General features: G+C 69.7%; 20 protein-coding genes. 10 read left to right on the top strand and 10 right to left on the bottom strand.

The features are described 5' to 3' along the window. Nucleotides 1-25: 25 nt before the first annotated feature. Genes APAU_RS11205 through APAU_RS11190 form a run of 4 tightly spaced genes read left to right on the top strand, consistent with a single transcriptional unit; the run spans nucleotide 26 to nucleotide 6,021 of the window. Nucleotides 26-1,087, top strand: coding sequence for a mannose-1-phosphate guanylyltransferase (locus APAU_RS11205; RefSeq protein WP_006301872.1), 1,062 nt, complete (start codon nucleotides 26-28; stop codon nucleotides 1,085-1,087). Between the two features lie 33 nt (nucleotides 1,088-1,120). Further along, nucleotides 1,121-3,100, top strand: coding sequence for a cellulose biosynthesis cyclic di-GMP-binding regulatory protein BcsB (locus tag APAU_RS11200; protein ID WP_006301871.1), 1,980 nt, complete (start codon nucleotides 1,121-1,123; stop codon nucleotides 3,098-3,100). Nucleotides 3,101-3,107: 7 nt separating this feature from the next. Further along, nucleotides 3,108-4,934 carry a glycosyltransferase family 2 protein gene (locus APAU_RS11195; RefSeq protein ID WP_006301870.1) on the top strand — a complete coding sequence of 609 codons (1,827 nt, stop codon included), beginning with the start codon at nucleotides 3,108-3,110 and terminating at the stop codon, nucleotides 4,932-4,934. Further along, entirely contained in the window at nucleotides 4,921-6,021 is a 1,101-nt protein-coding gene (locus tag APAU_RS11190; protein ID WP_006301869.1) for a hypothetical protein, read from the top strand. The genes APAU_RS11195 and APAU_RS11190 overlap by 14 nt, the downstream gene beginning before the upstream one ends. Here the strand turns inward: APAU_RS11190 and APAU_RS11185 are convergent. Then, the gene (locus APAU_RS11185) at nucleotides 5,981-6,913 is read right to left on the bottom strand and encodes an AEC family transporter (RefSeq protein WP_006301868.1); all 933 of its coding nucleotides are present in this window, start codon (nucleotides 6,911-6,913) and stop codon (nucleotides 5,981-5,983) included. The genes APAU_RS11190 and APAU_RS11185 overlap by 41 nt on opposite strands. A gap of 156 nt (nucleotides 6,914-7,069) precedes the next feature. Between APAU_RS11185 and APAU_RS13385 the strand changes: the two genes are divergently transcribed. From APAU_RS13385 to APAU_RS11160, 5 genes are all read left to right on the top strand, one after another. Further along, nucleotides 7,070-8,395 (top strand): hypothetical protein, encoded by a 1,326-nt coding sequence (locus tag APAU_RS13385; RefSeq protein WP_006301867.1) that lies wholly within the window; start codon nucleotides 7,070-7,072, stop codon nucleotides 8,393-8,395. 113 nt (nucleotides 8,396-8,508) lie between these two features. After that, nucleotides 8,509-9,852: a DNA recombination protein RmuC gene (gene rmuC, locus APAU_RS11175; RefSeq protein ID WP_006301866.1), complete on the top strand. Its 1,344-nt coding sequence runs from the start codon at nucleotides 8,509-8,511 to the stop codon at nucleotides 9,850-9,852. Nucleotides 9,853-9,900: 48 nt separating this feature from the next. Then, nucleotides 9,901-10,113, top strand: coding sequence for an antitoxin MazE family protein (locus APAU_RS11170; RefSeq protein ID WP_006301865.1), 213 nt, complete (start codon nucleotides 9,901-9,903; stop codon nucleotides 10,111-10,113). Beyond that, nucleotides 10,113-10,433 carry a type II toxin-antitoxin system PemK/MazF family toxin gene (locus tag APAU_RS11165; protein WP_006301864.1) on the top strand — a complete coding sequence of 107 codons (321 nt, stop codon included), beginning with the start codon at nucleotides 10,113-10,115 and terminating at the stop codon, nucleotides 10,431-10,433. The genes APAU_RS11170 and APAU_RS11165 overlap by 1 nt, the downstream gene beginning before the upstream one ends. A 50-nt stretch (nucleotides 10,434-10,483) precedes the next feature. Beyond that, a complete protein-coding gene (locus APAU_RS11160) occupies nucleotides 10,484-11,059 on the top strand; it encodes a DJ-1/PfpI family protein (protein ID WP_006301863.1) in 576 nt (191 codons plus the stop codon). A gap of 49 nt (nucleotides 11,060-11,108) precedes the next feature. Here APAU_RS11160 and APAU_RS11155 read toward each other — a convergent pair whose 3' ends face one another. The 6 genes from APAU_RS11155 to APAU_RS11130 form a co-directional block, all read right to left on the bottom strand. Next, nucleotides 11,109-11,381, bottom strand: a complete 273-nt coding sequence (locus tag APAU_RS11155) for a Txe/YoeB family addiction module toxin (protein ID WP_006301862.1) — start codon at nucleotides 11,379-11,381, stop codon at nucleotides 11,109-11,111. Further along, on the bottom strand, nucleotides 11,368-11,631 hold the full coding sequence (locus APAU_RS11150) for a type II toxin-antitoxin system RelB/DinJ family antitoxin (protein WP_006301861.1): 264 nt from the start codon (nucleotides 11,629-11,631) through the stop codon (nucleotides 11,368-11,370). The genes APAU_RS11155 and APAU_RS11150 overlap by 14 nt, the downstream gene beginning before the upstream one ends. A gap of 121 nt (nucleotides 11,632-11,752) precedes the next feature. Continuing rightward, on the bottom strand, nucleotides 11,753-12,211 hold the full coding sequence (locus APAU_RS11145) for an MOSC domain-containing protein (protein ID WP_006301860.1): 459 nt from the start codon (nucleotides 12,209-12,211) through the stop codon (nucleotides 11,753-11,755). After that, the gene (gene nifU, locus APAU_RS11140) at nucleotides 12,198-12,647 is read right to left on the bottom strand and encodes a Fe-S cluster assembly scaffold protein NifU (protein ID WP_006301859.1); all 450 of its coding nucleotides are present in this window, start codon (nucleotides 12,645-12,647) and stop codon (nucleotides 12,198-12,200) included. The genes APAU_RS11145 and nifU overlap by 14 nt, the downstream gene beginning before the upstream one ends. Nucleotides 12,648-12,675: 28 nt before the next feature. Further along, complete coding sequence (gene nifS, locus APAU_RS11135) at nucleotides 12,676-13,845, bottom strand: cysteine desulfurase NifS (RefSeq protein ID WP_006301858.1); 1,170 nt, start codon at nucleotides 13,843-13,845, stop codon at nucleotides 12,676-12,678. Beyond that, entirely contained in the window at nucleotides 13,842-14,336 is a 495-nt protein-coding gene (locus tag APAU_RS11130) for an RrF2 family transcriptional regulator (protein ID WP_006301857.1), read from the bottom strand. Before APAU_RS11130 ends, nifS begins: the two co-directional genes overlap by 4 nt. A gap of 203 nt (nucleotides 14,337-14,539) precedes the next feature. Here APAU_RS11130 and phnD point away from each other — a divergent pair, with 203 nt between their 5' ends. Further along, on the top strand, nucleotides 14,540-16,279 hold the full coding sequence (gene phnD, locus APAU_RS11125) for a phosphate/phosphite/phosphonate ABC transporter substrate-binding protein (protein ID WP_006301856.1): 1,740 nt from the start codon (nucleotides 14,540-14,542) through the stop codon (nucleotides 16,277-16,279). 16 nt (nucleotides 16,280-16,295) lie between these two features. Here phnD and APAU_RS11120 read toward each other — a convergent pair whose 3' ends face one another. The 3 genes from APAU_RS11120 to APAU_RS12720 all read right to left on the bottom strand — a co-directional run bounded on the left by APAU_RS11120 (nucleotide 16,296) and on the right by APAU_RS12720 (nucleotide 20,323). Continuing rightward, nucleotides 16,296-17,207 (bottom strand): EamA family transporter, encoded by a 912-nt coding sequence (locus APAU_RS11120; protein WP_006301855.1) that lies wholly within the window; start codon nucleotides 17,205-17,207, stop codon nucleotides 16,296-16,298. Beyond that, on the bottom strand, nucleotides 17,197-17,739 hold the full coding sequence (locus APAU_RS11115; RefSeq protein WP_006301854.1) for a nitroreductase family protein: 543 nt from the start codon (nucleotides 17,737-17,739) through the stop codon (nucleotides 17,197-17,199). The genes APAU_RS11120 and APAU_RS11115 overlap by 11 nt, the downstream gene beginning before the upstream one ends. 61 nt (nucleotides 17,740-17,800) lie before the next feature. Further along, the gene (locus tag APAU_RS12720; RefSeq protein WP_006301853.1) at nucleotides 17,801-20,323 is read right to left on the bottom strand and encodes a hybrid sensor histidine kinase/response regulator; all 2,523 of its coding nucleotides are present in this window, start codon (nucleotides 20,321-20,323) and stop codon (nucleotides 17,801-17,803) included. Nucleotides 20,324-20,407 lie beyond the last annotated feature (84 nt).

The following is a 20,407-nucleotide window of genomic DNA, read 5'->3' as shown; positions in this document are numbered from 1 at the left end:
AGGAACCGGGAGGGAGGGAACATCCATGCCTTCGATCCTGATCCTGGCGGGAGGAGAGGGGGTGCGTTTCTGGCCTCGCAGCACCCGGTCCCGTCCCAAACAGTTCCTTCCCCTGGCGGGAGGGGATCGGGTCATGGCGGCCCGAACCTGGGACCGGGCGGTAGCCCTGGTGGGAGAGGAACGGGTTTTCCTGGTGACGGGGGAGCGTCACGAGCCCCTCGTCCGGCAGTTCCTTCCCGAGGTCCCGGAGCCCCAGATCCTCCTGGAGCCGGAAGGACGCAGCACCGCCGCAGCGGTGCTGCTGGGATGCGCCCGCATCGCCTCCCTCCGCGGGGAGGGAGAGGTGGTGGCGGTGCTTCCCTCGGACCACCGCATCGCCGACGAACGGCGCTTCCGGTCCCTTCTGGAGGTGGCCCTGACCTGGGGAAACTCCGGGCGGATGCTCTTCTTTGGGGTGCCTCCCACCCGTCCCGAGACGGGGTTCGGGTACCTGCGGATTCGTCCCCTTCCGGTCCGAGGCATCTTCCAGGGGGTGGGATTCGTGGAGAAGCCCTCGGAGGAAGAGGCCCGGGACCTGATCCGGGGTGGGGAGGTCCTGTGGAACACGGGGATCTACGTCTTCCAGGTGCGGCGGCTGGCGGAGCTGGCGGGGCGGATCGATCCCCGGCTCCGGGAGGGGTACGAGGGGTTCCTTCGGGCCTGGAGGGATCGGGACGGGGAGGAGCGGAAGCGGGTGCACCGGTCCCTCCCGGCGATCTCCCTGGAATACGCCCTGCTTTCGAGGCTCTCGTCCTTCTTTGTGCTCCCCGGGGACTTCGGCTGGGACGACCTGGGAGATTGGCGCTCCCTGGAGCGGATCCGGCCCCGGGATCGGGACGGCAACGTCTCCGCCGGAAGGGCGGCGTTGCTGGAGTGCCGGGACTGCATCGTGGACGAGGGCTCCCAGAGGGTGGCCCTCTTCGGAGTGCGGGATCTGGTGGTGGCGGCGTGCCCCGAGGGGGTGCTGGTGTGCCCTCGGGATCGGGTGGGGGAACTGCGCCGCCTGGTGGATCACCTGAAGGAATCGGGTCGAGCGGACTGGACCTGAGGGCGCCAGGGGGAAGAAAGGAGACGACGGGGCATGAAGACGGGCTGGAAAGGGTGGATCGCGGCGTTGTTGCTGGGGACCTCCCTGCTGGGGGTCGCCTCGGCGGAGGAACGGGCGGTGACCCTCGCGGACCTGGGCTATCGGGAGGGAGTCTCCCTGGAGGGTCCCCGGGGGGAGCGGACCTTCTACTTTCCCCTCCCCCGAGGCAAGGTCCTTCCCGGGAGCCGGGTGGATCTGGCCCTCTCCGCGCCTCCGGGGCTTGCGGGGGACAGCGTGGTCCTGGCGGACCTGGAGGGGCGTCCCCCGGTGTCCCGAACCCTGGGAGGCGTCTCCGGGGAGGTTCGCCTGAGCCTGCCTCTGGATCCCGCTCGGGATGGGGAGTCCGGGGTGTCCCTGCGGGTGCGCACCCGAATCCACCGGACCGACGACCTGTGTCGGGACGCCTTCGGGGGGAACCTGAACGTGACCCTCCGGCCCCAGACGGCCCTGGTGCTCCGGTACGCCCCCCTGCCGGTGAAGACCGCCGCGGACTGGGTGGCGGCGCTCCAGAACGGGGTGGCGGTGGTCCTCCCCGACGAGCCCACCCCGGAGGAGGTCGCCTCGGCGGTGGGCCTCTTCGCCCGGTTCTCCCGGCGCTTTCCCGGACGGGTCTTCTTCCTCCGGGGATCCGAGGAGGCCGGGGCGGGGGTCCTCCCCCGGGTACGGGTGCAGACGGATCCCCAGTCCGCTTCGGGGCTTCGGGTGGAGGGAGGGCGGGATCTCCTGATTTCCGGGGCCGACGGGACCGCCCTGACGGCGGTGGCCCGGCAGGTGGCGGACCTGTCCCTGATGGGAGCCGCCGCCTCGGCGGTCCTGGGGGTGGAGGAGTCGGATTCCCGCAAGCCCGAAGGGATTCCCTCCTTCCTGCCCCTCCGGGGGACCCTGCGGGGCGAGGGGGTCCTGACGGCGGAGCTGGAGGGGACGGTCTACGCCGCTTCGGACGCCTCCGTCCCGGGGGCGGTGGAGCTGACCCTTCGGGGGGCCTGCTCCGTCCCGGAGGACCCCCGGGTCCCCGTGCAGGTGGACGTGTTGTGGAACGGAGCCCTGGCGGCCAGCGCGGCCCTTCCCGGGGGGCGGTTCGACCTGAAGGTCCCGGTTCCCCCGGAGCTGGGGATCGGTCCCCGCAACGATCTGCGGCTGCTCTTCCGCTACGGGAAGGCGGGCAGCCCCTGTCGGGTGCAGCCCGCCCTGCGCCGGGCGGAGCTCTACCCGGGCAGCGGTGCCCGGGTGACCGGCTCCGGATCGGCGGCGCGTCTGGGAGTTGTCGGGTTCCCCCTGGCCATGACGGGGCGGGGCGTCCTGCTGGTGGATCGGGACCTGAAGGGGATGGGCCTGGCCGCGGCGGCGCACCTTTGGGGTGCTCTCTGCGCCACCCTTCCCCCGGACCGGTTCCCCTTCCCGGAGGTCCGCTTCCTCCAGGAGCCCGGGGACCTGAAGGGGGTGGGGTACGCGGTGGCCGTTTCAGGGAAGGCCCTCCCGGAGGGGCTGAAGCCGGACTTTCCCCTCACCCTCACCGACGCCTCCACCCTGGTCCGCCTGCCGGACCGGAAGGTCCTCTTCAGGGGACGCCCGGAGGTTCCCCTGGCGGTGGGGCAGGTGGGAAGCCTTGCCGGGGTGCCCTCCCTGGCGCTGCAGGCGGTGGTCCGTCCGGAGGTGCTCCAGAGGGCGGGGGCGTGGATGGAGGATCCGGCCCATCTGGGGCGGCTTTCGGGGAACGTCTTCCTCTTCCAGGACCCCGGGCGGGCCACGGTGCTGGATACCCGGGAGCAGCTCCTCCGGGTGGAGGAGGAGGGCAAGCCCGCGTTCCCCTGGTACGGGTACGAGCGGTTCCGCCCCTACGTGTTCTTCGGCGCCTGGGTGCTCCTGGCGGCGCTGCTGGCGCGGCTGTACTTCGGCCAGAACTCCCGGCGCCGGGGGGCCCAGGAGGAGAAGAAGCGCCGGTTCTCCGACTCGGAGTCGCGGGATCAGGAGTGAGGACGCCATGCGGGTGGGCGAGGCCCTGCTGAAAAGCGGGGACATCGGGCAGGAGGATCTGGACCGGGCCCTGGGAATCCAGAAGATCTGGGGGTCCCCCATCGGCACCATCCTCATGGCCCAGGGGATCATCAACGGGCAGCAGCTGGCCCGGGTTCTCTCGGAGCAGTCCGGCCTGCCCTACCGGAACCTGGTGGAGGAACCCCCGGACCCGGAGGCGGTGAGCCTGGGGGTCCGGGGGGTGGGGGAGGACTTCCTCCGCCGTCGCCAGATGGTGCCCTGCGAGGTGGGGGAGGGGGGCGTCCTGGGGGTGGCCCTGGTGAACCCGGAGGATCGGGAGGGACTGGAGGAACTGGCCCGTCGCCTGGGCTGTCCGGTGGAGCCCTTCGTCACCAGCGACCGGGATCTGTACTTCGCCCTGGACCGGAGCTTCCGAAAGCGCTACGTGGACGAGAGCGTCATGGGGCTCTTCTTCCGGACTCCCGAGGAGTCCGCCCTGGTGACCTTTTCGGGGGGGCAGATCCTCTTCCTGGGGGCCCTGGTCTCCCTGCTCGCGGCGGCGTTCTGGCGGGACCCGACCCGGACGGGGACGGCGCTTTTCGTGGCGGTGAACGCCTTCTATCTGGTGTCCATCCTGTTCAAGCTGGCCGCCTCCCTCCAGGGGGCGCGGTACGAGATCCAGGAACAGGTGTCCGACGAGGAGGTGGCGGCGCTTCGGGAGGAGGATCTGCCGGTCTACACCCTTCTGTTGCCCCTGTACCGGGAACCCGGGGTGGTGCCCAAGCTCGTGGAGGGCATCCGGAATCTGGACTACCCCGCCAGCCGCCTGGACGTGAAGGTGCTCCTGGAGGAGGACGACCCCCAGACCCTCCAGGCCTTCCGGGAGGCGCGGCCTCCGGCGAACTTTCAGATCGTCCGGGTCCCCCGTTCGGTGCCCACCACCAAGCCCAAGGCCTGCAACTACGGCCTCCTCTTCGCCAAGGGGGAGTACCTCACCATCTACGATGCGGAGGACGTGCCGGAGCGGGACCAGCTGAAGAAGGCCGTGGCGGCGTTCCGCAAGGGGCCGCCGGAGCTGGTGTGCATCCAGGCGGCCCTGAACTACTACAACAGCGAACAGAACTTCCTGACCCGCATGTTCACCCTGGAGTACTCCTACTGGTTCGACTACATGCTCCCGGGCATCGAAGCCCTGAGGCTGCCCATCCCCCTGGGGGGCACGTCGAACCACTTCCGCACCCGGGTGCTCCGGGAGCTGGGGGGGTGGGATCCCTTCAACGTGACGGAGGACGCGGACCTGGGGGTGCGGGCGGGGGCCCACCGCTACCGGGTGGCCACCCTCAACTCCACCACCTACGAGGAGGCCAACAGCCGCCTGGGCAACTGGCTGCGGCAGCGCTCCCGGTGGATCAAGGGGTACATGCAGACCTACCTGGTGCACATGCGCCACCCCCTGCGGCTCTACCGGCGCATCGGGGGCCGGGCCTTCTGGGGGTTCCAGCTGCTCATCGGAGGCACCTGCGTCACCTTCCTGGTGAACCCTCTCCTGTGGGGGCTGTTCCTCCTCTGGCTGACCCTGCGCCCCGAAGCCCTGTCCCTGCTCTTCCCCCCGGGGGTCTTCGCCATGTCCACCTTCTGCCTGGTGGTGGGCAACGCCCTGGCGATCCACCTCAACATGCTGGCGGTGTTCCGGCGGAAGCTCTTCCGCCTCACCCCCTACGCCCTCCTGAACCCGATCTACTGGCTGCTGCACTCCCTGGCGGCCTACAAGGCCCTGTGGCAGCTCTTCACCAAACCCTTCTACTGGGAGAAGACCACCCATGGACTGGGCTGATCGGCCTCTCGCCGCGGCGGTCCTGGCATCCCTGACGACGGGGGGGCTGGTGGGGGAGACGGCGACCCGTCTCTTCCGCGCGGGGCTGGTGACCCCGGAGGCCCTGGACCTGACGGGCAAGGCGGCGAGGTCCCTGGCGAATCCCCCGCAGATGGTGCTGGACACCCCCCTGATCCCCTCCCTCATGGCCCACTCCCTGGGGGGGATGGACCCTGCCCGGCTCTGGGGGCTGCTCTGCGGTTTCGCCGCGGCCCTCCTGGTGCTGGGCTTCCTGGTGGTGCTGGCGGACGCCCCCCTGGGGCCGGGGACCAAGACCGCCGCCTCGCTCCTGGCCTTCGTGCACCCTGCGGTGATCCTGCTGGTCACCACCAGCCCCTCGGGCACCCTGGGGCTGCTGTTTCTGGCCATGAGCCTCCACTGTCTGCATCACTACGGGAAGACGGACAAGAGCCTCTACCTGTTTCTGGGGGCCCTGACCCTGGGGGTCGCCCCCTTCTGCCACCCCCTGGGGGCCTGGCTGGCCCTGGGGCTGGCCCTGGGGCTCTGGGGGGCCTTCGAGGGGGATCGGCACAAGACCCTGGCCCTGTACACCGTGATCTTCACCCCCCTGGGGCTGTTCGCCTTCGGGGTCGGGTTTCTCCGGCGCCTCTTCGGAGCGGGGGGCGGGGTCTTCCCTCCGGCCCCCCAGCTCCTGACCCTCTGTGCCGAGGTGCTCCCCCCCACCGTGGGGATCCTGGCGGCGGGGACGGTGTTCCTCTGGGGAACCGAGGGGCGGGCCAGCCGGTTCTGGGCGGTCTGCGGGGTCGTCTGGGTGGGCCTGTGGTTTCTGGTTCCGGGGGGGTGCAGCCTGGACCGGATGCTCCTGGGAGCCCTGGGGGTGGCCCTCTTCCTCCTGCCGGCGTTTCATTGGAGGGGACACGGGAAAGGCGGCAGCGCCCTGATCCTGGGGGTCCTGCTCCTCTCCGTCCTCTGGGGATGGCACGACATGACGACCCACTCCCCCGTGGCGAGACGGTGGGTGGAGGTCGTCCGGGAGGCGGTCTCGGTCAGCCCAGACCCAGGACCGCCAGCCAGAGGGGGAAGCTGAGGGCGGAGAGCAGGGTGGAGCCCAGCACCGCGTCGGCGGCGTAGGGGGCGTCCAGGTCCATCTCCTGGGCCACGATGAAGCAGTTCACCGCGTGGGGCATGGCGGACACCAGCACCGAGGCGGACACCAGCTCCCGGGGCAGACCGAAGGGCAGAAGGCAGAGCCAGGCCAGGGCGGGGTGGAGCAGGAGCTTCACCAGGCTGTCCGGCAGGGTGGAGCGCACCGCCCTGCCCAGGGCGCGGAACTCCAGGGAGGCCCCCAGGGAGAGCAGTGCCAGCCCCGAGGCGGTGTCCCCCAGGATCTTCAGGGGCAGGTCCAGGGGGGCGGGGAAGCGTTCCAGTCCCGCGGCGGCGCAGGCCAGTCCCCCCAGGGTGGAGAGGATCAGGGGGTTGCGGGCCAGACGTCCCAGGGCCCTGCCCAGGGTGGGAAGGTCCAGCCTTCCCGTGCGCACCAGCTCCGCCCAGGCCAGGGAGGCCACGTTGTACCCCACCAGCCCCGCCGCCAGATAGGCGGACAGAGCCTGTACCCCCGGCTCTCCCATGGCCAGGGTCACCGCGGGCAGCCCCAGGTAGACGTTGTTGGCCCGGATGGAGGCGAAGGCGGAGAAGGCCTGCCGGGGCCGGTTTCCCCGGTGTGCCCACCGGGCGATCCCCCAGGCCAGGAGGGGCACCGCCAGGAAGGGCAGGTTCACCCCCAGGAAGAAGGCGGGGTGTCCCAGGGCCTCCGCCCCCGCGGAGGCGGCGGTGCGCAGCAGAAGCGCCGGGAGGGCCACCCAGTAGAGCAGCCCCGTGAGGCAGGGCACCACCTCCCGGGGCAGGAGCCCTCGTCGGCGAAGCAGGGCCCCCAGGGCGACCACGAGCCCCAGGGGCAGCAGGATGGCGATTCCCTTCATGGAGACGACCTTCCCTTCCGCAGCGTGGATCGGTCCTTAGGATACCACCGGGGTCCCGCGCGATCCCCGGGACCCTCGGTGGGGAAGTGGTATCATGGCGTTTCGCGGAGCGGGTCACGATCGTCCCCTCCGGGTGTTCGCGAGGAGGTCGGTCCCATGCTCCCATGGTTTTTCCGGCGGGCGATCCTGTGCCTTGCCGTTCTCTGTTGTGCCGTTCCCGCGTCGGCCCAGTCCCTGTTCACCGTGGTCATCCCCCTGGAGCCGGGACGCCAGGTGCGGGTCTACCTGCCCGACGGCACGGTGCGTCAGGTGGGGGAGGTGCGCAGCGTCCCCTACCGCTCCCTCTGGCCGGGGTTCGACGCCTCCAAGTGGGCCCGGCCGGGCTGCGTGGCCGCCACGGGGGCCAACGCCATCCACCTGCTCCTGGCGGTGGAGCGGGGGAGGGGGCGGATCATCAGCCTGATCCCCACCTTCACCATCGCCCCCGCCTCCCGTCCCGCCAGCGCCGTGGTGGTGGACAGCGTGGGAGGGCAGAGCCTCTGGGGGGCCTGGGCTCCCACCGTGGGGACCCCGGTGACGGCCATCGACAAGTCCGGGGCCCGGCAGCCCCTCTCCGAGGAGTCCCTGAAGCAGGCGGTGGCCCTGGAATATACCGTCCACCCCCGGGCGGACTGCCCCCTCTCCGTGGAGTTCGAGAACCGCCTGGAGGGGGCGGTGACGGTGCACTGGCCCGGCCGGTCCCTCCAGGTGGCCAAGGTGGTGCACCCCTTTTCGGGCATCGGCTTCTTCGAGGGCAGCCAGTTCCAGGGGGTGGGGCGCATCCGGGCCAACCACCCCGGGGTGGTGTGCATCTCCACCGCCCCTCCGGGGGAGCGGGGGGGATTCCAGATCCTTCCGGAGCGCCACGCCAAGTCCCCGGAGATGAAGGCCGCCTGGTACGAGCCGGAGTGGCTCATCATCGCCCCGGTGGCGCCGGAGTACAGCGAGCCGGGCCGGGAGCCCCTCTTCTCGGGCTTCCTGGTGCCGGGGCCTCAGGAGCGGGACGAGGCGGGGCAGATCTTCGACCGTATCGTCCGCACCCCCTCGGTGGACGTGCGCCTGGAGGGAGGGGAGTGGCAGCCCCTGCCGTCGGTGACGAAAAACGGACCGGACTCGCCCCTGAAGCGGGTGACCCACCTGCGGGTGAACTTCCCCTTCCCCCTGGTGCCCCTGACCCCGGATCCGTCCCCCACCCCGGTGCCCACCCTCGGGACGAAGCCCTCCCCTGCGGCGAAACCTTCTCCCGGGGCGCACCCCTCCCCGGGGGCGGCCAAGGCGAGCCCGGACCTGAAGCCCACTCCCTCGGCGCAGCCGAAGCCCCAACCTACGCCGAAGCCGCAGCCGAAACCCACCCCCAGACCGAAGCCCTCCCCGCACCCGGAGGGGCCGGCGTACGACCCGGGGGCCCCGGAACCGGAATACCTGCTGCCCGAAGGGGCCTAGCCCCTTCGGAGATCGAGACGGCGGAGGCCGACGAAACGAGAACTCCACTCAGGGGCTAGTTTAGATCCACCACTCCCGGGGGGAGCAAGACGATCGAATAAGGAGGAGAGGACATGGGGGTTCTGCTCATCGGAGGAGTCCTGGCGGCGGGCCTGATGCTGGCGGCGGTCTTCGCCGCCCTGGGACGCATGCGTCACAGCAGCGCCGCCCTGGAACAGTGCGCCCGGGAACTTCTGGTGCGCCTCCAGGCCCTGGAGGCCAGCGTGGAGAAGACGGAGCGCACCCTCGGGGAAGGCCTTTCGGCCTTCCGGGAGGAGACCCGAAGCGCCCAGAGGGAGGCCCGGGCGGAACTCCAGCAGGGCCTCACGGCTTTCGGAGAGACCCAGGCTCGGAGGCTGGGGGAGATCGGGACGCTGCAGAAGGACCAGCTGGACACCTTCTCCTCCCACCTGGGGGAGCTGACCCGGATGAACGCCGCCAAGCTGGACGCGGTGCGGGAGACCGTGGAGGGACGCCTGGCGGCCCTCCAGGAGGGCAACGACGCCCGGCTGGAGAAGATGCGCCAGGTGGTGGACGAGAAGCTCCACGCCACCCTGGAGCAGCGTCTGGGGGAGGCCTTCGCCAGCGTCTCCCAGCGGCTGGAGAAGGTGCACCAGGGACTGGGGGAGATGAAGGCCCTGGCCACCGACGTGGGGGACCTGAAGAAGGTCCTCTCCAACGTGAAGACCCGGGGGACCTGGGGGGAGATCCAGCTGGGGAACCTGCTGGAGCAGATCCTGGCGCCGGAGCAGTACGCCCTCAACGTGGCCACCCGCCCTGGGTGCGCCGAGCGGGTGGAGTTCGCCATCCGCCTCCCCGGGTCCGACGACCGCATCGGCCCCGTCTGGCTGCCCCTGGACTCCAAGTTCCCCCAGGAGGACTACCTGCGTCTCGTGGCCGCCTCCGAGGCGGGGGACGGGGGGGCGGTACAGACCGCCCGCCGCCAGCTGGAACAGCGCCTCCTGGGGGAGGGGCGGACCATCCGGGAGAAGTACCTGGAGCCCCCCTACACCACGGATTTCGGGGTGCTGTACCTTCCCGTGGAGGGGCTCTACGCCGAGGCCCTGCGCATCGACGGGCTCTGCGAACGCCTCATGCGGGAGCACCGGGTTGTGGTGGCGGGACCCACCACCGTGGCGGCGCTCCTCAACAGCCTCCAGATGGGCTTCCGCACCCTGGCCATCGAGAAGCGCTCCGGGGAGGTGTGGAATCTCCTGGGACAGGTGAAGACGGAGTTCGGCAAGTTCGGCGACGTGTTGGACAAGACCCGCAAGAAGATCGAGGAGGCGGGCAACGCCCTGGACGGGGCGGCGGTGCGCACCCGGGCCATCGAACGCCGGCTCCGGGGGGTGGAGGCCCTCCCCTCCGACGCCCTGGATCAGGACCTGGACGCCCTGGGGTCGGGGGAGGACCGTTGACGAGGGGCGTAGGGGAGCCTATCGTTACATGTAACTGGGGGTGAGTCCATGGGTGCGACGGCGAGAGAACGGGTTGCGCGACACAGGAAGCGGCTTTTGGCGGCGGGGATGAGGCCCTTGCAGATCTGGGTCCCCGACACGAGGCGTCCCGGCTTTGCTCAGGAGTGCCGTCGACAGTCCACCCTGCTGCGGGAGGATCCGCTGGAGAGGGAGATCCTGGCCTTTCTGGAGGAGGCGGCGAACAGGGAGGATTGGGATTGATGCGGGGGGATCTGGTGACGGTGGCCCTGCAGGGCGACTACGGGAAGCCCCGTCCTGCCCTCGTGATCCAGTCGGATCTGTTCGACCAGCATCCTTCCGTGACCCTTCTCCCCGTCACCGGGACGCTGCGCCCCACCCCGATCTTCCGCATCTCCGTGGTCCCTTCGCCCGAAAACGGCCTCGGCAAGCCATCTCAGGTGATGGTCGACAAGGCGATGACCGTTCCTCGGGAGCGCATCGGTCCGAGGATAGGTCGCCTGGACGAGGGAACGCTGCTTGAGGTGACCCGGGCTCTGGCGGTCTTTCTGGGGTTTGCGTGATCTCCCTTCTCGGGGAGTCAGGTCTGTTCGGAAAGAAGGGAGGCAGGACCATGACCACCGTGGGTTTTCTGGCGTTTCCCCGCATGGAGGAGCTGGACTTCGTGGGGCCCTACGAGGTCTTCGGCATGGCCGAGGAGGTGTGTCCCGGATCGTTCCGTCCCCGGGTGCTGGGGGCGGACCTTTCCCCCCTGCGGGCCTACCACGGCCTGAGGATCCTTCCGGAAACCTCCCTGGAGGAGGCCCCGAAGCTGGACCTGCTGCTGGTGCCCGGGGGGGACGGACGCAAGGAGGCCTCCCGGGACCCGGTCGTCCTGGATTTCCTCCGCCGCACCGCCCGGTCCGGGGCCCTGGTGGCGTCGGTGTGCACCGGCGCCTTCGTCCTGGCCGCTGCGGGGCTTCTGGAGGGGAAGGAGGCCACCACCCACCACCACTTCTACGACGAACTCCTCGGGACCTTCCCGGGGATCCGCCTGGTCAAGCGGCGCTGGGTGCGGGACGGCAACGTGGCCACCGCCGGAGGGGTCACCTGCGGCGTGGACCTGAGCCTCGCCCTGGTGGCGGAGCTGGCGGGTCGGGAGACGGCGCTCCGCTGCGCCGAAGCCCTTCAGTACCCCTGGGAGGGGTGACGACCTGCGCCTGGGGGGAAAGAAAGGCGTTCTTCCCGGAGCGGCGGGATCACCTGTCCCCGTAGTGGGTTTTGCACTGGGCGATCTCGATTCGGTTTTCCGAGAGTCGGTAGACGAGGCGGTTTTGGGGATCGATGTGCCGACTCCACCAGCCCGAGAGGTTCCCTTTCAAGGGTTCCGGTTTGCCGATTCCCTTGAAGGGGCTCCTTTGGATGTCTCGGATCAGCCTGTTGATCTGCCTCATGGTCCTTTTGTCCTGCTTCTGCCAGTCCAGATACTCTTCCCATGCTTCCGGCGACCAGAGCAGGTTAGGCGATGTCATGGTCTTCCTGGAGGTCGTGGGCGCTTCCCTTCCCCGCATCCAGGGAGGCGATGGATCGCTCCAGACGTCGCATGTTGGGAGGGGCGAAGAAGGGGTCCTTGATGGCCACCTCGAAGGGCAATCCCTTGTTCAGGACCACGCTGGACACGAAGACGCGGATGGCGCTGGCCATATCCAGTCCCAGGGTCTTCAGGATCCGCTCCGCTTCTTCCTTGACTTCCTCGGGGATTCGGGCTTGCACGAGAGCCATCGTTGTCTCCCCCTTTCGTATGGATAGAGCATCTCCATGTATTTGATGGAATGATAGAGACATGCCTTTGGCCCGTCAAGGACGGGGAAGGGATGTCCTCCCCCGTCCCGTTGCCTGAGGGCTAGAGCCCTCGTTCACGCGCCAGGATCCGCACCGGGTCGCCGGTCCGTACCGGGCCTCCCCGGAGCACCCGGCAGAAGATGCCCTTTTTGGGCATGATGCAGTCCCCCGTGGCGTGGTACACCTGGCATCGCGTGTGGCACTCCTTGCCGATCTGGGAGACCTCCAGCAGGGTGGGTCCCGCCTCGATGCGGTCCCCCACGGACAGGGAGCCCAGGTCCACCCCCCGGACGGTGAGGTTCTCCGCGAAGCTCCCGGGGATCAGATCGGGCAGCTTCTCCTTCATGGTGTCGATGTCCTCCTGGGCCAGGAGGCTCACCTGCCGGTGGGCGAACCCCGCGTGGGCATCCCCCTCCAGCCCCAGCTCCTCCACCAGGGTTCCGGAACCCACGTCGCGCTTCACCGTGCCCTTGTGCTCGGAGGTGCACACCGCCACCACGGTTCCCTCAGTCGGCCACACGGTCCGACCCCTCCCCGTGGTCGTGGTCCTCGCAGGCCGGAGCCCCCACGGGGATCGCTTCGCCCCTCTGCCGCCGCCGGTAGTCCTCCACCGCCGCCCGGATGCCCTGCTCCGCCAGGAGGGAACAGTGGAGCTTCTCCGGGGGGAGTCCCCCCAGGGCCTCCGCCACGTCCTTATTGGTCACTTTCAGGGCCTCCTCCAGGGTCTTGCCCTTCACCATCTCCGTGGCCATGGAGCTGGTGGCGATGGCGGCGGCGCAGCCGAAGGTCTGGAACTTCACGTCCTCGATGCGTTCGTCCCGGACGCGAAGATAGATCTTCATCACGTCCCCGCACCGGGGGTTGCCCACCTCTCCCACCCCGTCGGGGTCCTCCAGGCTCCCCACGTTGCGGGGTTGCATGAAGTACTGGATCACCTTTTCCGTGTACTGGGACATGTCCGTTCCTCCTCCCTGAACCGGGCTTTCAGGCTTTCTTGAAGGGCGACAGGCCCCTCAGGGTCTGGACGATGGGGGGGAAGGTCTCCAGGACGTAGTCGATGTCCTCCTCCGCCGTGTCCTTCCCCAGGGTCAGGCGCACCGAGCCGTGGGCGATCTCGTGGGGCAGCCCCAGGGCCAGGAGCACGTGGCTCGGTTCGAGGCTGCCGGAGGTGCAGGCGGATCCGCTGGAGGCTCCGATGCCTGCGAAGTCCAGCCGGAGGAGCATGGCCTCCCCCTCCACCCGGGGGATGCAGAAGCTGGCGTGGTAGGGCAGCCGCTCCGTCCGGCTCCCGGTGAGGAAGGAATCCTCGATGCGGGAGAGCACCCCGTCGATGAGCCGGTCCCGCAGGGCCCGCTCCCGGTCCACGTCCCCGTTCCCCAGGCGTTTTGCCGCCAGGGCCGCCGCCTCCCCGAATCCGGCGATGTAGGGGGTGTTCTCCGTGCCGGACCGAAGGCCGTACTCCTGCCCTCCCCCGTGGATCAGGGGGGTGAGGCGGATGCCCTTGCGGACGTACAGCGCCCCGATCCCCTTGGGGCCGTACATCTTGTGGGCCGCCAGGGTCATCAGGTCCACCGGCAGGGTGGAGAGGTCCATGGGCAGGTGCCCCGCCGCCTGCACCGCGTCTGTGTGGAAGAGCACCCCGTGCTTCCGGCAGACCTCCCCCAGCTTTGCCACGGGCTGCACCGTGCCGATCTCGTTGTTGGCGAAGAGGATCGAGACCAGGGTGGTGTCCGGGCGGATGGCCGCGTCCAGGGCCTCGGGGGACACGAACCCCTCCCGGTCCACCGGGAGCACCGTCACCTCGAAGCCGTTCTTCCCCAGCCACTTCATCGTGTCCAGCACCGCGTGGTGTTCCACCGCGGAGGTGATCAGGTGTCGCCCCCTGTCCCGCCGTGCCCAGGCGGTCCCCTTGACGGCCAGGTTGTCCGCCTCGCTGCCCCCTCCCGTGAAGAGCACCTCCTGGGGTTGGGCTCCGATGAGGGCCGCCACCTTTTCCCGGGCCTCGTCCACCGCCTTGCGCACCTCCCGCCCCCAGGCATGGAGGCTGTTGGGGTTTCCGAAGGAACTCCGGAAGAAGGGGAGCATGGCCGCGAGCACCGATTCGTCCACCGCCGTGGTGGCGGAGTGGTCCAGATACACCTTGCGTGGGTTCATGTCCTTTCACCTCGTTCGACTGGCGTCTCGGGGTCCCTCCCGCCGCAGGAGCGCCGGGGGGATCCACACCGTTCCCTCTCCGCCTGCCGGTCCACGAAATCCTGGATGGTGGTGGAGTCGTACACGCTTTCCAGGGCCTTCTGGGCCCGTTCCCACAGGGGGCGGAACACGCAGTCCCCGTAGAGGCCGCAGGGCTCCCGGCTGGATCCGGGATCGCAGTCCACCTGGGAGAGGGAACCTTGGAGGTACCGGATCACGTCCCCCACGGAGATGTCCCGCGCAGGGCGCAGAAGCCGATACCCTCCCTCCTTGCCCCGGGTGGACTCCACGAACCCCCCCGCCTTCAGGGTGTTCAGGATGCCCTCCAAGAAGCGGGGGGGGATGTTCTGGGCTTCCGCCACGGTCCCGATGCGCACCGGGCCTTCCCCTTCCCTGCAGGCCAGCTCGAAGAGGGCCCGAAGGGCGTACTGGCATTTCTGCGTGATCGCCATGATTTCCCACCAACCCTATCGTTTTAGTAGAGATTACTCGTCCTCCGGCGGTTCGTCAACCCCCGGTTCCCTTCCCCATGGAACGGGATTGTCATCAATGAACCGAGAAGATGGATTACAATACGGAAAAATCCCTATCCCCGCCAGAGTCCAGAGAGGGGACTTCACCCGGCCCCGCAGGGGGCGAAGGAGGAGGTTGACCCGTGGAGGCGAAGGACGCGGCAGGTCTGTCCGGGGTGTTTCTGGATGCGGCGGAACGGTTGGGCATGAAGCTCCAGCAGACCCTGTGGGTGGGAAAGGAGCAGGCCCGGGCGGCGGAGGCCCTGCGGGGGAAGGTGCTGGAGGTGCGGGAGCGCCTGTCCTCCCAGGTCCCTCGAATCGGCGGTGTGGCCCGGGGAGTGGCGGGTCTGGCGGAGGAAAGCGTCGCCCTAGGGGAGCGGGCCCGCTCCTTGGCGGAGGAGGAGGAAAGGGCCCGGGGGGAGATCCGAGGCGCCCAGGAGGAGATCCGGGCCCTGGAACGGACCTTGGGGGAACTGGAGCGGGCCGCGGCGAGCAACGAAGCCCTGACCCAGGGACTGCTGGAGGCGGCGGAGACCGTGTCGGGACTCCTGGCGCAGATCGGCAAGGTGACCCGGCAGACCCAGATGCTGGCCCTGAACGCCGCCATCGAGGCGGCCCGGGCGGGGGATGCGGGGAGGGGCTTCTCCGTGGTGGCCCGGGAGGTGGGGAACCTGGCGGTGTCCACCCAGGACATCGCGGTGCGCATCGACCACGCCATGGGGGACCTTCGGGGGCGTCTGGGAGGGATGGTGGAAGGGCTCTCTCAGGCCCAGGAAGGGCTCCGCCGGGGCGCCGGGGCGGTGCAGGACACCGCCCGGACGGTGGACCGGGCGGGGGGGCTGGCCCTGCGCATGGGGGAAGGGCTCCAGGAGGTTTCCCGGCGGGTGGTGGCCCAGGCGGAGGCGGCGCAGAGCCTCGCCGGAGAGGCCCGCAACCTGGGGGAGGAGGCGAAGGCCGCCTCCTCGGAGGTGGGAGAGCTGGACGGAGCCCTGGCCCGGGAAGCGGAGAGCGCCGGGATTCTCAACGTCTCCCTGGGGGACATGGGCGGGGAGGTCTTCTCCCTCCAGACCCGGGTGGGGCGTTGCCGCCCCCCGGAGGAGTTCTGGGTAGGCTTCACCCCCTTTGCCGCGCCGGAGCACATCCGAAAGACCTACGGCGTTGCGGCGGAGGCCCTGGCAAGGCGCCTGGGCCGGAAGGTCCGGGTCTTCGTCTCCTCGGATTACCATGCCCTGGGGGACTGGGTCCGGGAAGGGGTGCTGGACCTGGCCTGGTTCTCTCCCCTGGCCTACGTGGTGGCGGCGGAGAGGGTGCCCATGCAGGTCCTGGCCATCCCTCGGGTGAAGGGGCATCCCTCCTACCGGGGGCTTCTCCTCGCCCGAAAGGATCGGGGCATCAGGAATCTGGGGGACCTGAAGGGCAAGGTCTTCGCCTTCGTGGACCCCACCAGCGGTTCGGGCTACCTCTACCCTCGGGTGCTTCTCCAGCAGCGGGGCTTCGACCCGGAGACCTTCTTCGGAGAGGTGCGCTTCCTGGGCAGCCATGACCGGGTGATCCGGGCGGTCCTGGCGGGGGAGGTGGACGGAGGGGCCTCCTACACCGATGCGTGGGACGGGGCGGCGAAGGTGCTGGACCTGTCCCCCCTGCAGATCCTGGCGCAGACGGAGGAGATCCCCAAGGACGCCCTGGCGGTGCGGCGCGAGACGCCCCCGGAGGCCGCCGAACTCCTTCGGCAGGCCCTCCTGGACCTGACCCCGACGGACCCGTCGGCGGGAGGCGCCCTGCGGGAGTTGGGCATCGACGGGTTCGTCCCGGGGGAGGACCGGCTCTACGACGTGCTGCGGGCCGCCAGGGAGGCGGAGAAACGGATGAGGAAGAAGGGGTAGCTTTTCCCTCTGTTCCCTACAGCTCCGGCTTGCGGGCCCAGAGGGTGAGCACCACCGCCCCCACGATGAGCCCCCCCGCCACCAGGGTCTCGGGTCCCACCCGCTCGCCCCCGAAGAGCCAACCCAGAAACACCGCCACCACGGGGTTCACGAAGGCGTGGGTGGCCACCCGGGAGACGGGCTCCACCTTCAGGAGCCAGGTGAAGGCCGTATAGGCCACCAGGGAGCCGAAGACCACCAGATAGGCCAGAGACAGAACCGAAAGAAGGCTTGCCTCCCCCAGGTGTTTCCAGTCCCCCCACAGGGTTCCCAGGAGGAGCAGCTGCGACCCTCCGGCGATCATCTGCATGGCCGCCGCAAGCACCCCGTCGGGGTGGACGGGGGCGGTGCGGGTCAGGAGGCTTCCGTAGACCCAGGCGAAGCTGGTCGCCAGGACCGCCAGTGCCCCGAGGAGGTAGACCCCCCCTGTCCCGTGGAAGGACACGTTCGGGTCCCCCGCCAGGAGCAGGACGGTCCCCCCGAAGCCCAGGGCCAGCCCCCACAGCTCCATGCGCACGGGCCGGGGGCCCTGGAAGCAGAACCAGTCGGTGAGGAGGAAGCAGAGGGGTTCCAGGGCGACGATGAGGGCCACCACCCCCGAGGGGACGCGAACCATCGTCCAGGTGATGGCCCCGTAGCTCAGGAAAAACGCCAGGAAGCCGATCCTGTGGGCCTGGAGCCAGCCTCGGGGGGTGGGGGCCTCCGTACGGGGGCGCACCAGGGCGTAGAGAAGGAGCCCCGCCAGGAAGAAGCGGATCCCCCCGGTGAGGAAGGGGGGAAGGGTTCGGACGGTGAAGCGGATGGCCAGGTAGGTGGAGCCCCAGACCCCGTAGATGGCCCCGTAGGCCGCAAGCAGCAGGAGCCGGGACGGGCGGGTTTCAGTCCCCATAGCGGCGCATTTCCTCCAGGGGGATCCGGTGGGGCGGTTTCGGGCGGTGCTCCTCCGGAGGGTAGCCCGCCGCCAGGAGGAAGAGGGGGCGCTCCGACCGGGGCAGGTTCAGGACCCGGGCCACCCCGGAGGCGTCGAACCACCCGAGCCAGCAGGTCCCCAGCCCCTCCTCCTCCGCCTGGAGGACGAAGTGCTCCCCCGCGATGGCCGCGTCGGAGAGGGAGAAGGGCACCCCCTGGAAGAAGGCCCCCAGACGGGCGGTCCAGGGCAGGGGAGCCCCGGCGAGGACCACCAGAACCGGGGCGTCCAGGGCGAAGCGGTTCATGCGGTGGGGGCCGGAGAAGGCCGCCTCTCCCAACCGGGCCCGCAGCGGGTCCCGGTCCGCCAGGACGAACCGCCAGGGTTGGCCGTTGCAGGCGGAAGGGGCCAGCCGGGCGGCCTCGCAGCATCGGTCCAGCACCTCCCGGGGGACCGGTCGGGGGTCGTAGCGGCGCAGGCTGTGGCGGCGGCGTGCCAGTTCGAGAAAGGTCATGAAGGTCCTCCCGGAGATCGAAGTACCGGCAGTGTAGCATCAACTCCCCTCCGGAGGGGGATCAGAAGCGAAGGATCTCCCGGACCTTCACGGCCAGGTCGTTCATGGAGAAGGGCTTGGGGAGGAACTGCACCTCCTCGTCCAGGATGCCCTGCCGGGCGATGATGTCTGCGGTGTAGCCCGACATGAAGAGGCACTTCATCCCCGGTTCCAGGGCCCAGAGGTTTTCCGCCAGTTCCCGGCCGTTCATCCCGGGCATCACCACGTCCGTGACCAGCAGGTGGATGGAACCGTCGTGCTCCGCCGCCAGGGTCAGGGCTTTCTCCGGGGTCTCCGCCGCCAGGACCCGGTATCCCAGGGCCTCCAGCGTCCGGTTCTCCAGGCTCAGGATGGGGACCTCGTCCTCCACCAGGAGGATGGTCTCCCCCTGCCCCCGGGGCAGGTTCGGATCCAGGGGGGTCTCCCGGAGGGGGGACGCCGAGCTTCCCCAACGGGGGAGGTAGATGCGGAAGGTGGTGCCCTCCCCCAGTTCGCTGTCCAGGTGGAGGAATCCCCCGTTCTGCACCACGATCCCTTCCACGGTGGAGAGCCCCAGCCCCGTCCCCAGGTCGTCCTTGGTGGAGAAGAAGGGTTCGAAGGCGTGTTCCCGGACCTCCGGGGACATCCCCAGCCCGTCGTCGGAGAGGGACAGGAGGACGTAGTCCCCCGGCCGGTTGTCCAGCATGCGGGCGGAATCCTCGTTCAGGGTCACGTTGCGCGTCTCCACGCGGACCCGGCCGAAGCCCGAGATGGCGTCCCGGGCGTTGGTGGTCAGGTTCGTCAGGACCTGCTCCACCTGGAAGGGATCCATCCTCACGGACCACAGATCCTCCCCGGGGATCCAGGAAAGGTCCACCGAAGACCCTGCCAGGCGGCGCAACGAGGGGACCAGATCCGTGATCGTCTCGTTGAGGTCCAGCACCTGGAGCACCGCGGGCTGGCGGCGCCCGAAGGCCAGAAGCTGCCGGGTGAGTTCCGCCGAGCGCAGCGCCGCTTTGTGGATCTCCAGCAGATCCTCCCGCAGGGGGTCCTCCTGGGGGAGCTGGTCCAGGATCAGGTTGCAGGTCCCCAGGATCACCTGGAGCATGTTGTTGAAGTCGTGGGCCACCCCGCCCGCCAGGCGCCCCACGGACTCCATCTTCTGGGCCTGCACCAGCCGGTCCTGGAGGACCCGGTGCTCCCGCTCCAGGCGAAGCCGGTCCGTCACGTCGTGGATGATGGAGAAGAGCAGCTTCCGGTGCCCCCAGGAGATGGGGCTGGTGTAGGTTTCCACGTCCCGAAGCTCCCCGTCCGCCAGGCGGTGCTGGAAGAGGAAGGGCATGGGGGACCCCGCCAGGCCGTCGGCCATGGCCTTCCGGATCGCTCCGGGGGGGCTCGTGTTGATCCGCCCCACCTTCATGTGGGACAGCTCCTCCCGGCTCCAGCCGTAGAAGGCCGCGGCTGCGGGGTTGGCATCCACGATGGAGCCGTCCTCCGGGTCCACCACCCACATCATGGCCCGGTGGTCCTCGAAGAGGCTCCGGTAGCGCTCCTCGCTGCTCTCCCGCTGCGCCTCCGCCTGGGTCCGCAGGGACGCCTGGTCCTGGAGGTCCCGCCGCCAGAGAAGGATCCCCGCGCTGCACAGGAGGGCCAGGAGGGCTCCGAAGAGGGCCAGGATCAGCCGGGCCTCCTGACGCCAGTTCCCGAAGGCCTCCTGGACGTCCACCTTGGTCTCCAGGAACCAGGGGGAATCGGGAACGGGCAGAAGGGCCGCCAGGACCTTTTCTCCCCGGTAGTCCACCCCCCGAACCACGCCGGTGGTTCCGCGGACCGCCTGGACGGCGGGCAGATCCTGCCGGAGCAGGGGAAGGCGAAGCTTCAGGGGGCCTTGGGGGGTGTGGCGCAGCGGGTTGAGGTAGACCGCCCGGTCTCCCTCCCGCCGGACCAGCAGGGCCTCCGCCGTGGCGCTGGGCACGGGCCAGGTCCGCAGGAGGGGGTAGAGGTGGGTTTGAGCCTGCTGGACCAGCACGAGCCCCGCGACGGGGCGAGAGGCGGTCCCGGTCCGGTCGAGGAAGGGAACCACCAGCCCCAGGTGGGGGACCCCCTGCGGGCCCTCGTGGAGGTCCGAGAGCTGGGCCCGGCGTTCCCGGAAGGCCCGCTCCAGGAGGAGGAGCGAGGTGGCGTCCAGGGAGGGATTTTCCGGCTCCAGGCTCCAGAGGACCCGACCCGAAGGGGACACCACCAGGATGTTGTCGTAGCGGTAGGCACGCCGCAGGTTTTCCAGGACAATCCGGATCGCCTCGGGGGGTTCGGGGGCGGCGGAAGCCAGCCAGCGGGAGAGATCCCTCCGAAACAACGGGTTGTTCCCCAGGACGGCGCCGTCCCCCAGACGCTCCGCCCGCCAGGCGGCGATCTGCTCCACCTTGAGCTTCGCCACGGCGAGGAGTTCGTCCTCCACTCGCCGGGAATAGGAGGCTTCCTGGGAGCGGTAGAACCAGAGGCCCAGGGCACAGAGAGCGGCCAGGAGGACCGACAGGCCGAGGGTCCTGCGGGATCGCCGCGTCACGAGCCCAGACCTCCCCGGGAAGACGGACCGGGGAAACGACGGGGGAACGACAGGGAAGAACGGATCGAGACCATCACCGCCATG

Source organism: Aminomonas paucivorans DSM 12260 (genome assembly GCF_000165795.1).
In the GTDB taxonomy this organism is placed as follows: Bacteria; Synergistota; Synergistia; order Synergistales; family Synergistaceae; genus Aminomonas; species Aminomonas paucivorans.
The sequence above is the reverse complement of the archived record's forward strand: the minus strand, read 5'-3'. Positions and strand labels throughout refer to the sequence as shown.

Bases quoted from the DNA above. Each gene is read 5' to 3' on its own strand.
- APAU_RS11115 (WP_006301854.1), bottom strand. From the start codon at position 17,739: ATGACCTTTCTCGAACTGGCACGCCGCCGCCACAGCCTGCGCCGCTAC.
- APAU_RS11200 (WP_006301871.1), top strand. From the start codon at position 1,121: ATGAAGACGGGCTGGAAAGGGTGGATCGCGGCGTTGTTGCTGGGGACC.
- rmuC (WP_006301866.1), top strand. From the start codon at position 8,509: ATGGGGGTTCTGCTCATCGGAGGAGTCCTGGCGGCGGGCCTGATGCTG.
- APAU_RS11185 (WP_006301868.1), bottom strand. From the start codon at position 6,913: ATGAAGGGAATCGCCATCCTGCTGCCCCTGGGGCTCGTGGTCGCCCTG.
- APAU_RS11195 (WP_006301870.1), top strand. From the start codon at position 3,108: ATGCGGGTGGGCGAGGCCCTGCTGAAAAGCGGGGACATCGGGCAGGAG.
- APAU_RS11150 (WP_006301861.1), bottom strand. From the start codon at position 11,631: ATGGCTCTCGTGCAAGCCCGAATCCCCGAGGAAGTCAAGGAAGAAGCG.
- APAU_RS11160 (WP_006301863.1), top strand. From the start codon at position 10,484: ATGACCACCGTGGGTTTTCTGGCGTTTCCCCGCATGGAGGAGCTGGAC.
- APAU_RS11170 (WP_006301865.1), top strand. From the start codon at position 9,901: ATGGGTGCGACGGCGAGAGAACGGGTTGCGCGACACAGGAAGCGGCTT.
- APAU_RS11155 (WP_006301862.1), bottom strand. From the start codon at position 11,381: ATGACATCGCCTAACCTGCTCTGGTCGCCGGAAGCATGGGAAGAGTAT.
- APAU_RS11205 (WP_006301872.1), top strand. From the start codon at position 26: ATGCCTTCGATCCTGATCCTGGCGGGAGGAGAGGGGGTGCGTTTCTGG.
- APAU_RS11120 (WP_006301855.1), bottom strand. From the start codon at position 17,207: ATGGGGACTGAAACCCGCCCGTCCCGGCTCCTGCTGCTTGCGGCCTAC.
- APAU_RS11165 (WP_006301864.1), top strand. From the start codon at position 10,113: ATGCGGGGGGATCTGGTGACGGTGGCCCTGCAGGGCGACTACGGGAAG.
- nifU (WP_006301859.1), bottom strand. From the start codon at position 12,647: ATGTCCCAGTACACGGAAAAGGTGATCCAGTACTTCATGCAACCCCGC.
- APAU_RS11190 (WP_006301869.1), top strand. From the start codon at position 4,921: ATGGACTGGGCTGATCGGCCTCTCGCCGCGGCGGTCCTGGCATCCCTG.
- APAU_RS13385 (WP_006301867.1), top strand. From the start codon at position 7,070: ATGCTCCCATGGTTTTTCCGGCGGGCGATCCTGTGCCTTGCCGTTCTC.
- APAU_RS11130 (WP_006301857.1), bottom strand. From the start codon at position 14,336: ATGGCGATCACGCAGAAATGCCAGTACGCCCTTCGGGCCCTCTTCGAG.
- nifS (WP_006301858.1), bottom strand. From the start codon at position 13,845: ATGAACCCACGCAAGGTGTATCTGGACCACTCCGCCACCACGGCGGTG.